Here is a 14,823-nt window from a genome sequence, read left to right as displayed (position 1 = left end):
ATTCCTTCATAAGACCTGACTCTGCATCCATGAACGAAATTCATAGGTTTCCCGAAAAAGTTCTCACAACGTTTTTCAATCCTCCGTGCCAACTGGCACGCCCAATGCGTGCTTTTCGCTCCCAGTAACCACCACCTTCATCATGTCCTCAGTACCGCTCATTCCCGAATCCGCCCCCTTCAACACGGAACAACGTGCCTGGTTGAACGGATTCCTGGCCGGACTTCTGAGCCGGGGAGAATCCATGACGCCTGGAGCGCCTGTGCCAGCCCTTCAGGAAAAGCCACGCTTGCTGATCGCATTCGGCAGCCAGAGTGGCAACGCAGAATCCTTGGCCAAACGGCTGGGCAAGGAAGCATCGAGCCGGGGCTTTGCAGCGCGAGTTGCGGGCCTCGACTCGGTGCAACCTTCCACCCTTACTGCAGAGCAGAACGTTCTCGTCATCACCAGCACCTGGGGTGAAGGCGACATGCCAGACAATGCCGAGTCCTTCTGGAGCGGCATCAATCAAAACGGTTCGTCGCCGACACTCGGAGGTCTGAAGTACTCCGTGCTCGCGCTGGGAGACAAGAACTACGGGGACACCTTCTGCCTCGCCGGTCGCAAGCTCGATGAGCGCTTCGCTGAACTTGGGGCCACTTGCATTCACCCGCGTGTCGATTGCGATGTCGACTTCGATGAGCCCGCGAAGCTCTGGAGCGAAGGCGTGTGGAAGGTGCTTGCCGACTCACCCTCTACCACCACAGCAGCGCCTGCTCCTGCGATTGCCGAAGTGATCACTGCTGCGCCCGCCACTGAGGCCACGGGAGTCGCGGCCTACTCGAAGAAGAATCCCTTCCCCGCTCCGCTCGTCACCAACCTCAAGTTGAATGGAGCCAGCTCCGCGAAAGACACCCGCCACATTGCCTTCTCACTCGAGGGAAGCGGACTCGTGTATGAAACGGGTGATGCGCTCGGCGTGATTCCGCAGAACTGCCCCGAGGTGGTCGCGGGCATCATCGCCACGTATGAACTGGATCCCGCTGCACTGGTGCCGCTGCCGGATGGTGGTGAAGCTCCGCTGCAGGAAGCGCTGCAGAAATACTATGAAGTGCGCAATTTCCTGGGTCGCAAGCCACCCGAGGCGGTGAGTGCGGTTGAGTTCGTCGGATCGCTGCGCAAGCTGCAGCCCCGGTTGTATTCCATCGCCTCCAGCCAGAAGGCGCACCCGAATGAAGTGCACCTCTGCGTGGGCTCCGTGCGCTATGAGCAGGATGGCATCGCTCACGGCGGCGTGTGCTCCACCTTCCTCGCGGACCGCCTTCCTCTGGGTGAGCCGACGGGCGTCTTCGTTCATACGGCCAAGCACTTCCGCGTGCCCGCCAATCCGGATGTTCCCATGATCATGGTGGGACCTGGAACGGGCATCGCACCTTTCCGCGCCTTCCTCGAAGAACGCGAGGCCACCGGAGCCAAGGGCAAGAACTGGCTCTTCTTCGGTGACCAGAAGCGGAAGCATGATTTCCTGTACGATGAACAGATACACCAGTGGCTGAAGGACGGGACTCTCACCCGCCTCGACACGGCCTTCTCCCGCGACCAGGCGGAGAAAGTGTATGTGCAGGACCGCATGATGCAGGCCGCCTCGGAACTCTGGCAGTGGCTGGAAGAAGGCGCGCACTTCTACGTGTGCGGCGATGCCTCCCGCATGGCGAAGGACGTGGATGCCGCGCTGCACATGCTCATCCAGCAGCAAGGCCACAAGTCCGCCGAAGAAGCCACCGCTTACGTGGCAGATCTCAAGAAAACCAAACGGTACGCTCGCGATGTCTACTGATCTCCTCACCCCACCCACCCGCGCCAATGGCTCCCCGGATGACGGATTCTCCGGCGAACAGAAGCGCTATCTCGAAGGGTTCTTCGCCGCGCTCAACGCGAAGGGCATCTCCTTCGGCGACCTCGCTCCCGCACCCGCTGGACCGGCCGTCCCCGCAGGACCAAATCTGGATGACCTCACCAAGGAGGAGCGCATCAAGCACGACCTGCATCCCTTCGATGCCATCGAGCAGCTTATGCTGGATGCGCGCTGGAATGCGAAGCCGGACCCGGAGAGCATCTTCCGCTTCAAGTGGAATGGCCTCTTCTGGCTCTCCCCAGTGAAGGACGGCTACATGTGCCGCCTCCGCATTCCCGGCGGTGTGGTGAAGTCCTTCCAACTTCGTGAGCTGGCCGCCATCTCGCGCGAACTCACCTCGGGCTACATCCAGATCACCACGCGGAACAACTTCCAGATTCGCCTCATTGAGCCGAAGAACTGCCCGGAAGTGCTGCGCCGCATCCAGTCCGTGGGCCTGCACTCCAAGGGCGCGGGTGCGGACAACATCCGCAATATCACGATGAACCCCTGCGCGGGCTATGACCCGATGGAGTTGATCGATGTGCGCCCGTTCGTGAATGAACTGGCCACGCACATCATCTCCAGCAAGGAGTTCTACGATCTGCCGCGCAAGTTCAACATCGCCTTCGATGGCGGCGGCCTGGTCAGCAGTGTGGAAGACACGAATGACATCGGCGCGAGTGCGGTGGAAATCGGTGAGAACGACCAGGGCATCGAGCCGGGCGTGTGGTTCCGCATCGCCCTCGGTGGTGTGACCGGTCACCAGACCTTTGCGAGCGACTGGGGTGTCCTGGTGAAACAGGATGAACTCATCAAGGTCGTCCTCGCCATCGTCCGCGTGTTCATTCGCGACGGCGACCGCACCAACCGCAAGAAGGCGCGCCTCAAGTACCTGCTTGAAGAGCGTGGCTTTGAGAAATTCCTCACCGATGTGGAAGAGCTCGGGAAGTTCAAGCTGCTGCGCTTGGCTGCAGATTCTCCCGTGCAGCTGGCGCGCAAGTTCTCACAGCAGGGGCACACCCACGTGGGTGCCTATCCGCAGAAGCAGGAAGGTCTGCATTACATCGGCGCAAGCGTGCCGGTGGGTCAGATGACGCCGAAGCAGATGGAACGCATCGCGGACATCGCAGACAGCTATGGCACCGGCGAAGTGCGCCTCACGGTGTGGCAGAATTTCATCATCCCGAACATCCCTGCCGCCTATGTGAAGACGGCTAGCAAGGCGCTCTCGAAGCTCGGCTTCCCCACGGAACAGAGCCCGCTGCGCAATGGCTTCGTGGCCTGCACGGGCAACCGCTACTGCAAGTTTGCGGCGAGCGATACGAAGGGACACGCCATCGCGATGATGGACTACCTCGACAAGCGGGTGAAGCTCGACAAGCCGGTGAACGTCCACTTCACGGGATGCGCGCACTCCTGTGCCCAGCATTTCATGGGCGATATCGGATTGCTCGGCACGAAGGCGAAGGGTGAGTCCGGCGAAGGATATCACATCACGGTGGGCGGCGGCTTTGGCGAGAATCGCAAGGTAGGCCGGCAGATCTTCAGCACGGTGCCTTTTGAATCTCTCGGCACCACGCTGGAAGGCATGCTGAAGTGCTACCTGGCGAAGCGGGAGGGAGATGAATCCTTCCACACCTTCTGCAATCGCCACACGGTGGGTCAGCTTCAGGAGTTGTTCTCCAATTCATAAGAGGTCGCATCACATGGTGGCGGAGCTGGAACATCGCACCTCGCTCGTGGACAAGCTGCTGGCCGAACAGGCGCAGCTTGGCACGGCGGTGGAGCAGTTTTCGGAGTGGCATGAACGCGGCACTCATGATGAACCGCTACAGGCGCGGCACTACCGCAGCCTCATCCCGATGCTGCGTCCCAAGCAAGGGGAGCAGTATGCATTCGAGGTGAATCTCGACCAGTGCACGGGTTGCAAGGCTTGTGTGGCAGCCTGCCACTCGCTCAATGGTCTCGATGATGACGAGAGCTGGCGCGATGTGGGCCTGCTGGTCGGTGATGTGTACATCCCCTACCAGCAGACGGTCACCACGGCGTGCCACCACTGCGTGGATCCCGCCTGCTCGAACGGCTGCCCAGTGCTCGCCTATTCGAAGGATGAGGAGACCGGCATCGTACGGCACCTTGATGACCAGTGCATCGGCTGCTCATACTGCATCCTGAAGTGCCCGTACGATGTGCCCAAATTCAACAAGAAGCGCGGCATCGTGCGCAAGTGCGACATGTGCCACCAGCGTCTCGCCGTGGGTGAAGCGCCCGCGTGTGTGCAGTCCTGCCCGAATGGCGCGATTGCGATCCGCATTGTGAATGTTTCTGAAACGATCACTGCGGCCACCACTGAGGTGAGCACGGCGCCCACTTCCACGTACTCCTCCAGCGCGCATCTGCTGCCGGATACGGTTTCTTCAGGCTATACACGCCCCTCCACCCGCTACGTCTCCAGCAAGCCGGTGCCTGCCTCCGCCATGGCAGTGAATGCGGCCACGCCTCCGGTGGAGCACACGCATGGACCGCTGGTTGTCATGCTGGTGCTCACGCAATTCGCGGCGGGCGTCTTCCTCTTTGCGCAGTCGAATGCGCTCGTGTCGTGGATTGGCACTGCGATTGCGTCGCTTGGCATTGGAGCCAGTATCGCTCACCTAGGGCAGCCGCTGAAAGCATGGCGGTGTTTCCTGGGCCTGCGCCGTTCATGGTTGAGCCGGGAGATTGTGGCCTTTGGCGGATTCCCTCCCGCGGGCGCTGCGGCGGCATTGGGCTTCATCCCCTCGTGGTGGGTGGCCGTCATTGGTTTCGCGTGCGTCTTCTGCTCCGTGATGGTGTATGTGGATACCCGCCGTCCGTTCTGGCAGATGAGCCAGACGCTGCCCAAGTTCTTCGGCACGGGGCTGGTACTGGGTGGAGCGCTGACGGCATGCTTTGGACTTGTCGCTCCAGGAATGGTGCTGGCCTTCGCCGCCGTGAAGCTGGTTTTCGAACTGCTCTATCTCTCCAGAGATGAAGAGCAACACACACGCACAAAGCGCCTTCTCTTGGGACCACTCAAAGTGTGGCACTTCAGCCGCTTCGCTCTCGGCATGTCCGGCGCCGCGCTGATGCTGCACTCGCCGATTGCCGGTTTGTTGGTCCTGCTCGCAGGGGAAATCTTGGAGCGCATCATCTTCTTCCGCGGCGGCGCTGCATGGAGAATGCCCGGGCACGCATGAACACACCTCTTCTGCCAGCCATGACGTTGCGTGAGTGGGATGGTCCACTCACCTCCCAGCTTGTCCTTGAGCCGGCCAACTTCGGTCTCGGTAGCCTACCCACGCAGGCACAGCCGCGCTCCATCGCGCGCGCCATTTGTGGATTCTGCTCCACGGGATGCGGACTGAAGGTGCATCTCAATGAATCCAAGCAGGCCATCGGGCTCACCGCAGACACGGACTATCCGGTGAACATGGGCATGGCCTGCCCGAAAGGGTGGGAGGCACTCACGCCACTGGCTGCTCAAGATCGCGCCACGACTCCAATACTGAATGGTGAACCCGTAGATTGGGACACGGCGCTGCAGACCTTTTGCCGAAAGTTTCAAGCCATCATGGACCAGCATGGACGCGAGTCCGTCGCCTTCCTGAGCACCGGCCAGATCATGTGTGAGGAGATGGCTTTCCTCGGCGCGCTGGCGAAGTTCGGCATGGGAATGGTGCATGGCGATGGCAACACGCGCCAGTGCATGGCCACCTCCGTGGCGGCGTACAAGGAGAGCTTCGGCTTCGATGCTCCACCCTTCACGTATGCAGACTTTGAGGAGAGCGACGTGCTCGTCTTCATCGGTGCGAATCCGTGCATCGCCCATCCCATCATGTGGCAGCGGGTGCTCCGCAACCAACACCAGCCAGGCATCATCGTCATCGATCCGCGCAAAACGGAGACTGCAATGGCGGCCACGCAACATGTTGCCATCCAGCCCAAGGCGGATCTCCTGTTGCTGTATTGCCTGGCGCGCTGGCTGGTGGACCATGGTGTGATCGCGGAGAAGTTCATCGAAGAACACACGCGTGGCTTTGAGGAGTTCCGTGAGTTCCTGAAGGACTATGCGCCGGAGAAGCATCTCTCCGCCATTGGAATCAGTGCCACGGAGTTCGAGAAACTCGCGTGGACCATCACCAAGGGGGAGCGTGTTTCCTTCTGGTGGACCATGGGGGTGAACCAGGGCCATGAGGCGACTCGCACGGCGCAGGCCATCATCAACCTCGCGCTGATGACGGGAAACATCGGTCGCCCGGGCACCGGTGCGAACTCCATCACCGGCCAGTGCAATGCGATGGGATCGCGGCTGTTTTCCAACACCACGAACCTGATGGGCGGGCATGACTTCACGAATGCCCTCCACCGCCAGAAGGTCGCGGACGTGCTGGACATGCCAGTGGAGCGCATCCCGGACAAGCCCAGTCTCGCCTACGATCAAATCATCCAGGGCATCGAGGACGGCACGATCAAGGGCTTGTGGATGATTGCCACGAACGCGGCGCACTCCTGGATTCAGCAGAAGCGGGTGCGTGAGTTGCTGCACAAGCTCGACTTCTTCGTGGTGCAGGACATGTATGCCACCACCGAGAGCGCTGAGCTCGCGCACCTGGTACTGCCTGCCGCAGGATGGGGTGAAAAGGAGGGCACGTTCATCAATTCAGAGCGGCGCATTGGAGTTTCACGGAAAGTGTCGCGCGCTCCAGGACAGGCACTCGCCGATTTTCACATCTTCCGTCTCATCGCACACTACTGGGGCTGCTCACAGTTGTTCAGCCTCTGGACTTCCCCGGAGTCGGTGTTCGAGATTCTGCAGGAGATATCCAAAGGCCAGCCCTGTGAGATTTCCGGCATCGAAGGCTATGACATGCTGGAAGCGTGTGGCGGCGTGCAGTGGCCGTGGAAAGAGAGTGACCGGTCAAAGGTGAATGGTCCGGAGGTCACGGAAGGTCGTGTGAAGCCCACACAGCAGAGGCGGTTGTTCGAAGATGGAAAATTCTTCACTGCGGATGGCAGGGCGAAGTTTGTATTTTCAGCACCACGTCCCGTCATTGAACCCACGGACAAGGAGTATCCACTCGTACTGTTGACTGGTCGCGGTACATCGGCGCAGTGGCATACGCAGACACGTACCGGCAAGTCGGCAATCCTCCGGAAACTTTATCCCGCCGAGGTCTATGTGGAGATGCATCCGCTGGATGCGCGGAGCCGCGGCATCAAGGATGGTGAAATCGTGAAGGTGAAGTCCAGGCGCGCGGAGATCGAAGCCCAGGCGCGTGTGACCTCCACCGTGCAACGCGGACAGATCTTCATGCCGATGCACTATGCGGAGGTGAATCAGCTCACCTTGACCTCGGTGGATCCCCAGAGCAGGCAGCCGTCATACAAGCACTGCGCGGTGCAGGTGGGGGCGCTGGTGGGAAGTGCGAAGCGATCAAGGCGGAGAGGTGGGCATTAGGGGTGGGTTAAGTTGAGATCGCCAGCACTCGAAGGAGCGGGGAAAGCTGGGCGAACGATATCAAACAGTGACGCGAAGCGTCCTTGGACTGCGTGCAGCCCTGCTGCCGCTTTCCAAAAGTGCAGCCTGCTGCACGTTGTGCCGCGACGAAGTCGCCAAGCTGATCTGGATACGTTACCCTACGAACGAGTGTTACCATCGCCACAGCAGGCTGTGGACTCTGGAAAGCGGCAGCAGGCTGCCGCAGTCCAAGGCCTTCGGCACAAGACTGCCAGCAATCGGTTTATCACGCCGTCCCCTCACGCATACCTCGCCGGACGGGCATCAGGAGATGACTTTGCTTGCTGGAGATTTTCCCAGAGGCGCAGCCCCTGTTTCACCAAGACGGGGGTGACAGCTTTCGTAACCAATCCGGCGAGATAGGCGCCAGCACCCACCTTGGGTTTCTCGGTCTTCTTCAGTTGCTTTTTTTGGGCTGCACTGAGAGCTTCAATCAACTCCTCGTGGTGGGACTTCTTCTTTGGAATGAGCAGAAGAGGCACGAGCAGCCCGATGCCGAAAGCAGTGAGCAATACAGTGCCGGTATGATCACGCGTGATGCGCTCGGCGGCATGCTTCGGGTTCAGCTCATGGCGCAGCCATTTGGCTTCGGCGCTGATTTCCCTGCGTCCGGCCTGAAGAATGGCCAGTGCTTGTTCCTTTAGTGCGGCGTTCCCCGAAGCCATATGCGATCCTTTTTGAGTTCCCTGAACGTTTCTGCGAACCATGCGCCCTTCATCACGCGACGCCAGATGAGCAAGGCCACTAAGATGGCGGCGAGCAGATGCGCACCACCGGTGAGGGCCACGGCATTTACCCACGGCCAGTCGAAGTGATTCGCGAGTAAGCCCACAAGCGAGATGGCGAGAAGTGACCACGCCACAAACAGCGTGACACAGGCGACGGCGGCGAGAATGAGAATGGTCGCAGATTGTCCCAGCGCTTCCTTCGCCTCAATGCTCAGCAGCATGCCGCGGCCTTCCAGATACTTCAGCACGGGATCAAAGAGCCGGTGTGAGAACACAGGATTCACCTTCTCACGCTGCCGATGCGCGCGGGCCTGCGGGGTCCAGGTTTCCCCTTCCTCATCCACACTTGTCGCGCCGGGTGGCGAGGACACGGCCATATTCTTCTCCACTTTCAGAGCGGCTTCCGGAGCCACCTGGGCATAGGCGCTGGGCTTGATGACATGTCCGGTCGCTGCGGCATACACTTGGGTAAACTCCGCGCCGAAGAGCAGGATGCATGAGGCGTAATACACCCAGAGAATCAGCAGAACCACCGACGCCGCAGAGCCATAGGCACTCGCCGTGCTTTCACGCCCGAGGTACCAACCGAGAGCGAACTTGCCCAACTCAAAGAGCACCGCGGTGATGAGCGCGCCAATCCAGACATCCCTCCAGCGGATGCATGCATCCGGGAGAATCTTGAACAGCATGGCAAAAAGCGTGGAGATGACACCCAGCGAGACCACGGATGCCAGGATGGTCCACACCCACGCCGGCAGTGTGAGGACCTGCTCAAAACTCTGATTCAAGCTGGTGAGAAAGGAACTGAGCAGCAGCGACACCAGAAGCAGAAGTCCAATGACCAGGACCATGCCGAAGTTCAGAAACTTCGAACGAATCATGAAGGCGAGTCCCACGCCTTTTTTTAACTCGACTTCCCAAATGGTATTCAGCGCATCCTTGAGCTGACCCAGCACGCCGGACGCCCCGAGGAGCAGCGTGGCCCCACCTACAACCGTGGCGATGATCCCACTCTTCGGCTTGGAGGCACTCTCCACCATGGCCTGCACCCCCGCAGCGGCCTGACTACCAATGTAACCTTTCATCGAATCATAAAGGCGGCCGGAGGCGGCGTCATCATCCAGCACGAGTCCGGCGATGGCGATGGTGATGACCAGGAGCGGAGCGATGGAAAAGACCGAGTAGTACGCGAGCGCCGCGGAGAGCCGTAGAGCCTTATCCTCATTCCATGCTTTGAAGGCATCACGAAACAGATTCACCCAACCGCGCGCCTTCAGGGGCTCCGTAGCCGGCGCGGAAGGAGGTGAAACTTCCAGAGGTGGGGCGAGGCTGGGCGAGTGCATCCGTATTTGGCCACCTTTATGGGTAGCATCATGCACAGTTCGCACGAGAGCCTGGAATTGAGCGTAGGGCACGCGACGTGATGCCAGACTCAGGGAAGCCACTGAGTGGCAAAGCAGCAATCATCACGTCACCATCACATGAAGAGGGCCTGCGAAATGCAGGCCTCTCATCACGATAACACGCAGTTGGTGAGAAACGATTAGTCCACCGTCGCCTTCGGAGGCGCAATGCGGACAGAACCGGGAGGCGGTGGTGGCTGCGGCTTCGGCGGGGTGAAGTTCACCTCATACTCCTGCACATTGCGCTGGTAGTAGGGGTTCCCATAAAGCTCCCACGCAACTGGCACACCCACGGCATCCGCCACATCACGCGCAGCGAGATAGGTATCCACAGAGTCCTTGTACACATGGAACCAGACCACGGTGCCGGGCTCGGATTTCAGCTTGCGAATCAAGCGCTGATACACCGAGGCAGGATCCTTCACCTGAGCGGTGGTCTCTCCACCCGCGGGATTCGGCACGAGCCTCATGGGCATGCGCGCCGCATTGGGCGAAGGCACCAGCTCCACTTTGAGATCGCGATTCTGGACAGGACGCTTGGTGAAGAGATCCACCAGCTTCGTCTGATCGAGCACCGTCTTCATCTTGGGCACGTCCTTGCCACGTTCCTTCACCATGACGGGGAAGCCGTTCGCATCCTTTACTTCGACTTCGGAATGGATGAGCTGCTTGAAGTTTTTGTCGATCTCAGTCACGACGGACTTCATGAAGCTTTCGTCATTGAGATAGTACACGCGACCGCCGGTCACCAGGAAGCGGTGCATCACGGCGTTTTGGGGAATCTCCTTGGGATTCGGCAGCCGGACCACAGTGGCGGGTGGCGGCTGGTAGACCGGCGTGGTGTCGAGCAGGGCCTTGAGCTTGTCCACCTCGGTCAGCAGCTTGTCGGTCTCTTCCTTCCTGACGTTGCGCTGCCGCTTGCGTTCCGCGAGCTGCTTCTGCAGGTCGTCGAGGTCGATCAGCTTCACGTTCTGCTTCTCGGCGCTGAGGTCCATGGTCTTGAGATCCTCAGTGTCCTTCTTGAGCTGCTGCTCCAGCTTCTTGAGCTCTTCGTCGATCTTCTTCGGATCCTCCTTGGGAGTATTGTCCGCGATCTTCTTCAGGAGCTGTTCCAACTGGGCCACGGTGACGTCCGGCAGCTCGGAGAAGATCTTCTTCACCGAGTTGGCCAGGCTGACCCCGATCATGACGAGCACGATGATGAGAACGCCAACGACGTTCGTCATCGTATCCATGAGGGCCACAAACGGCAGCTCCTCTTCGTGATGCTCTCTACGTTTTGCCATGGGTAACTTGGGCTAAGCTTTGGTAGCAGCAGCAGCCGCTGGCGCGGGGGGAGGAGTGGGAGCCGCAGGAGGAGCCGGAGTGCCTGCAGGAGCAGGCTTGGCGGCAGGGGCCGCAGCCGGTGCAGCTCCGGGTGCAGGGGCAGGCGCGGGAGCCGCAGCGGCAGGCTTCGCCGCAGTACCGCCCACAGGCACCAGCTTCACCTCTGGCGGAGGGGGCATGATGCCGAGGTAGTCCTTGAACATTTTGAGGTCCACTTCACCGCGACCAGGCAGCAACAACTTGCCAATCTGGTCCACACGGTAGCCGTAGGTGGCCTGAGCCCAGCCGGCCGCCTTGTTGTAGGCGCCCATGCCATCATCACGCAGGAGGAAGATGACCTTCGACTGCGGAATCTTGATGACCTCCTTGAGGAAGTGATTGAAGCCCACATCGGCAGCGACGACTTCATCTGCAGCGGTAAGCACGCTCTTCTTCTCCTGGTCCCAAAAGACGGTGAGCTTGCCGCCGGTCGCTTCCACAAAGTAAAGCTTGGTCCCCTGGGCAAGGCCGGAGCCGCTGGGCTGCACCATCACAGGGGGCAGCTTCTTCTCCAGCGGGGCCTGGCGGGCCTTGAGTTCGGCCATGAGGGTCTCGATTTCCTTCCGCAGCACGCTGTCCTGCTTGGTCAGGCCTTCGATTTCGAGAATCAGGTTGTCCAGTTCCTTGATGAGGTTCTGGCTGAGCTCCTTGTTCATCTCCTGGATGTTCGCGGAGGTGGAGAGCAGCTTGCGCAGCTTGGCCAGACGCTGGGATTTTTCCTCAGCCACCTTCTTCTTTTCCTCCAGCTTGGCGAGCTGCTCCTTCTGCTTCACATCGTCCTTCTGGACTTCCTTTTCCTTCTTCAGGGCCTCCACATACTGTTTGGAGCGCTCGATTTCCTCCGGGGTACGGCCGTTGGTCTGCTGGGACTGGGCCACGCAAAGGACGACGATGATCAGCACCAGAATCCCGATCAAGGAACACAGAATGTCCAGGAACGGAATCAGGAGAAGCTCGTCAGTTCTCTTGTGGCGGGAGCGGGACATGGAAGAAGACGGGGGCGGGGACGGGGCAAGTGTACTTCACCGCCGGGAGGGAAGGCAAGCCCATCCCGGCGCAGGCGGTCCAGAGTTACTCTCCGCGGCTGAACCAGCCCTTTTTCTTGGTCTGCTGGATGATGATCTGCTTTTCGCCGAGCTCCTTGAGCACGGTATTCAGGCCGCGGATGCCGGTCTCCAGCGCCGCGATGTACTGCGAGGTCATCTTCATGGAGTCGCGCAGCGCACCCTCCACTTCTCCACGCATCGTGGTCATGTTGTTGATGAATTCCTTCTGCACCACGGCCTGGAAGGCGTCCGAGCGACGGTCCAGATTGGTGGCGTACTCATTCATACGCTTGGAGAGCTCGTTCAGGTCCGTGAGGAACTCTCGCTGGGTGGTGGACAGGCCCTTGATGACGGAGTCCGCGATGGCGCCGATGTCGCCGTTGGCGGCGCCAGCACCGTCATGCAGACGCGGCAGGAGCACTTCGTTGCAGAAGGCGTCGATCTCGTTCAGCGTTTCGTCTTCCGCCTTCGCCAGCGAGTTCATGGGGAAGTTGAGAACAACGGCGAAGATAAGACCGAGGAGCGTCGCGTCGAACGCGGTACCCAGGCCGCTCGTCACCGCACCGAGAGAGTTGATGATGGCGTCCACGTTGCCCATGTCACGGAAGCTCATGCCCGAGATGGCGTGAGAAAGACCGATAACCGTTCCGATGAAGCCCATGAGCGGAATGGCCCAGAGGAACGCACGGGTCATGATGTAGCTGCCCCCGATGCGCGCGGCATCGATGCCAGACTGGCTGGTCATCATGTTGCTCACCTCGGAAGTGGAGGTCTTCACTTCGAAGAGCTCGAGCGCCTTGCGAATGCGGTTCACCATGAGGCTGTCCCGCAGGCGGTGGGGAAGGTTGTACACGTGGTCGATGAAGGTGCCCACGTTCTGGGAATTGATCTGCTGGCCCAGTTCTTGGGGCAGCACGTCCAGCAGGAGCGCCTCGCGCTGGTGGCGCAGCTTCTGGAACTTGAGGTACAAGATGGCCATCGCCCAGAAGAAGAAGAGCGTATTGATGAAGCTGACCTCAAGGTGCTTGTAGAACACGTTCGCCACGAACTCCATGGAGGTGAACTTGGACATGTCCTTGCCGGCCTCAGCCTGGAAGGGGAACACGATACCGAACCAAGTAAGCGTGAGCACGAGACCGATGCCGAAGGTGACGAAGCCATTGGGGTTCGTGGGGTCCGTCTCCTTCCAGCCAGTGCGCTGGGGCTTCTCTTGCTGGAAACTCAATTGCTCCTGAGGAGCGCTGCTGCTGCTGGGCGGCAGGCCACCAGCGGCATCAGGAAGTGGAAGGCCACCGGCAGCGGGAGCGCTCGGTGCACCACCCACGGCGCTGGAAGGCGTAGTCGCCGCCGCGCTCTCCGGAATCTGGAGCTTGGTGTTGCAGCCAGGGCAGCGGACAACCTTGCCCGCCATTTCTGGCTCTGCTTTCAGACTCATTCCGCACGTTGGGCACTTGAACTTCACAGGCGTTCTCCTTGGTTTAAGATTTCACGAGGGGGTGGGGGGACTCCGGGTGAGGAGGGCGTGTAGGGTAACACCCCCGCTTCACGGCACTCAACCCGTTTTCTTTGATTTTTTAAGAAAAACATTCATTTGGGTCATCTTTCTGGCACACCCGGGCATTTTTTGAGCGCGCCTCCATGGTGGTAAGAGCGCAAAATGCGCCTCATGAAAATGGACGTCGAGTTCCGAAGGGAAATTCGGATGTCATGCGCACCCTCGTTCTTCCGTACGGCGCTGCTGGCTTGATTCAGTCGTTCTCCGGTCGCGGGTCGCGGCCAAGAAGCTCCTGCAAGGCGCGTTTGGGCGGCTTGTTCTCGTAGAGCACGCCATAGACAGCATCCATCAGCGGGGTGCGCACGCCGGCCTCACGGGCGGAGTGCCACAGGCTCTCTGTATTAGGCACACCCTCAGCGACCATGCGGGTGCTGGCGATGATTTCAGGAAGGGGCATGCCCTGGCCGAGAAGCTTGCCCACGCGGTTGTTGCGGCTGTGTTCGGAGTAACAGGTGGCCACCAGATCCCCCACCCCACTGAGACCGTAAAAGGTCTCCACCTGCCCCCCGCGCGCGACACCCAGACGCACCATTTCAGCGAGGCCACGTGTGACGAGCGCGGCGATGGCGTTGTCCCCCAAGTTCAACCCGCGCGCGATGCCTGCAGCGATGGCATAGACGTTTTTCATCGCACCGGCCCATTCGACGCCCAACACATCCTCACTCGTGTAGCAGCGGAACCACGGGAGCGTGAAGCAGCCCTGTAGAGCCAGCCCGGAGGCGGCGTCATCACACGCCACGACACCGGCACTCGGCATCTGGCGGGAGATTTCCTCGGCGTGATTCGGTCCGGAGAGTGCCGCATGCCGATGCTGGGGAAAAACATCCCCCAACACGCCGGACATGGTCTTGCCCGTGCTCATTTCAATGCCCTTCGTGCAAGAAAGGAGGAGTTCGTTTCCGTGAAACACGCCTGCGTCGTGAAGCTGTGCGGACACGGCGCGCAAGCCCTTGGAAGGCACTACGAAGACTACGAGATCAAACTGAGCCTCCTTGAGCACGGCGAAATCATGCGTGGGCACGACACGCTCGTGAATTTCCAATTCCGGCAGGTAGCGCTCATTGTGCCGCGTGCTGGCCATGCCACTCATCAGCGCTTCATCGCGGCCCCAGAAGACAACGTCGAGCCCACGACGCGCGAGCATATCTGCCAATGCCGTGCCCCAGCTCCCCGCGCCCAGAACGAGGGCGGACTTGAGTGGAGGGACACTTTCGGAAGAAAAAGAAGAGGAAGACGGTGAGGTGCTGGTGGGCATGAGGCAATGCTTCAGACAGCGAGTGTAGCAAAGCCCTCCCAAAAACGCCACCACCGGCA

General features: G+C 60.1%; 10 protein-coding genes. 4 read left to right on the top strand and 6 right to left on the bottom strand.

Translation table 11 applies throughout. The features are described 5' to 3' along the window. The first annotated feature begins 142 nt into the window (after positions 1-142). The 4 genes from G5S37_RS05320 to G5S37_RS05305 are packed head-to-tail and all read left to right on the top strand — an operon-like array spanning position 143 to position 7,352. Positions 143-1,816, top strand: a complete 1,674-nt coding sequence (locus G5S37_RS05320; protein WP_165201549.1) for a flavodoxin domain-containing protein — start codon at positions 143-145, stop codon at positions 1,814-1,816. Then, on the top strand, positions 1,806-3,569 hold the full coding sequence (locus G5S37_RS05315) for a NirA family protein (RefSeq protein ID WP_165201547.1): 1,764 nt from the start codon (positions 1,806-1,808) through the stop codon (positions 3,567-3,569). Before G5S37_RS05320 ends, G5S37_RS05315 begins: the two co-directional genes overlap by 11 nt. A gap of 13 nt (positions 3,570-3,582) precedes the next feature. Then, a complete protein-coding gene (locus tag G5S37_RS05310; protein ID WP_165201545.1) occupies positions 3,583-5,091 on the top strand; it encodes a DmsC/YnfH family molybdoenzyme membrane anchor subunit in 1,509 nt (502 codons plus the stop codon). After that, positions 5,088-7,352 carry a molybdopterin-dependent oxidoreductase gene (locus G5S37_RS05305; RefSeq protein WP_165201543.1) on the top strand — a complete coding sequence of 755 codons (2,265 nt, stop codon included), beginning with the start codon at positions 5,088-5,090 and terminating at the stop codon, positions 7,350-7,352. Before G5S37_RS05310 ends, G5S37_RS05305 begins: the two co-directional genes overlap by 4 nt. Positions 7,353-7,651: 299 nt before the next feature. Here G5S37_RS05305 and G5S37_RS05300 read toward each other — a convergent pair whose 3' ends face one another. The 6 genes from G5S37_RS05300 to G5S37_RS05275 all read right to left on the bottom strand — a co-directional run bounded on the left by G5S37_RS05300 (position 7,652) and on the right by G5S37_RS05275 (position 14,764). Beyond that, positions 7,652-8,077 (bottom strand): hypothetical protein, encoded by a 426-nt coding sequence (locus G5S37_RS05300; RefSeq protein ID WP_165201541.1) that lies wholly within the window; start codon positions 8,075-8,077, stop codon positions 7,652-7,654. Next, a complete protein-coding gene (locus G5S37_RS05295; protein ID WP_165201539.1) occupies positions 8,053-9,483 on the bottom strand; it encodes a YihY/virulence factor BrkB family protein in 1,431 nt (476 codons plus the stop codon). The genes G5S37_RS05300 and G5S37_RS05295 overlap by 25 nt, the downstream gene beginning before the upstream one ends. A gap of 200 nt (positions 9,484-9,683) precedes the next feature. Further along, a complete protein-coding gene (locus G5S37_RS05290) occupies positions 9,684-10,829 on the bottom strand; it encodes a hypothetical protein (protein ID WP_165201537.1) in 1,146 nt (381 codons plus the stop codon). A gap of 12 nt (positions 10,830-10,841) precedes the next feature. Next, positions 10,842-11,894: a hypothetical protein gene (locus G5S37_RS32215; RefSeq protein WP_206026320.1), complete on the bottom strand. Its 1,053-nt coding sequence runs from the start codon at positions 11,892-11,894 to the stop codon at positions 10,842-10,844. 85 nt (positions 11,895-11,979) lie between these two features. Then, entirely contained in the window at positions 11,980-13,389 is a 1,410-nt protein-coding gene (locus G5S37_RS05280) for a MotA/TolQ/ExbB proton channel family protein (RefSeq protein ID WP_165201536.1), read from the bottom strand. Positions 13,390-13,702: 313 nt separating this feature from the next. Further along, positions 13,703-14,764, bottom strand: a complete 1,062-nt coding sequence (locus tag G5S37_RS05275; protein ID WP_165201535.1) for an NAD(P)H-dependent glycerol-3-phosphate dehydrogenase — start codon at positions 14,762-14,764, stop codon at positions 13,703-13,705. Between the last annotated feature and the right edge of the window lie 59 nt (positions 14,765-14,823).

Origin of the sequence: Roseimicrobium sp. ORNL1, from assembly GCF_011044495.1 — a bacterium.
Taxonomy (GTDB): Bacteria; Verrucomicrobiota; Verrucomicrobiia; order Verrucomicrobiales; family Verrucomicrobiaceae; genus Roseimicrobium.
This window is presented reverse-complemented; position numbering and strand designations above follow the sequence as displayed.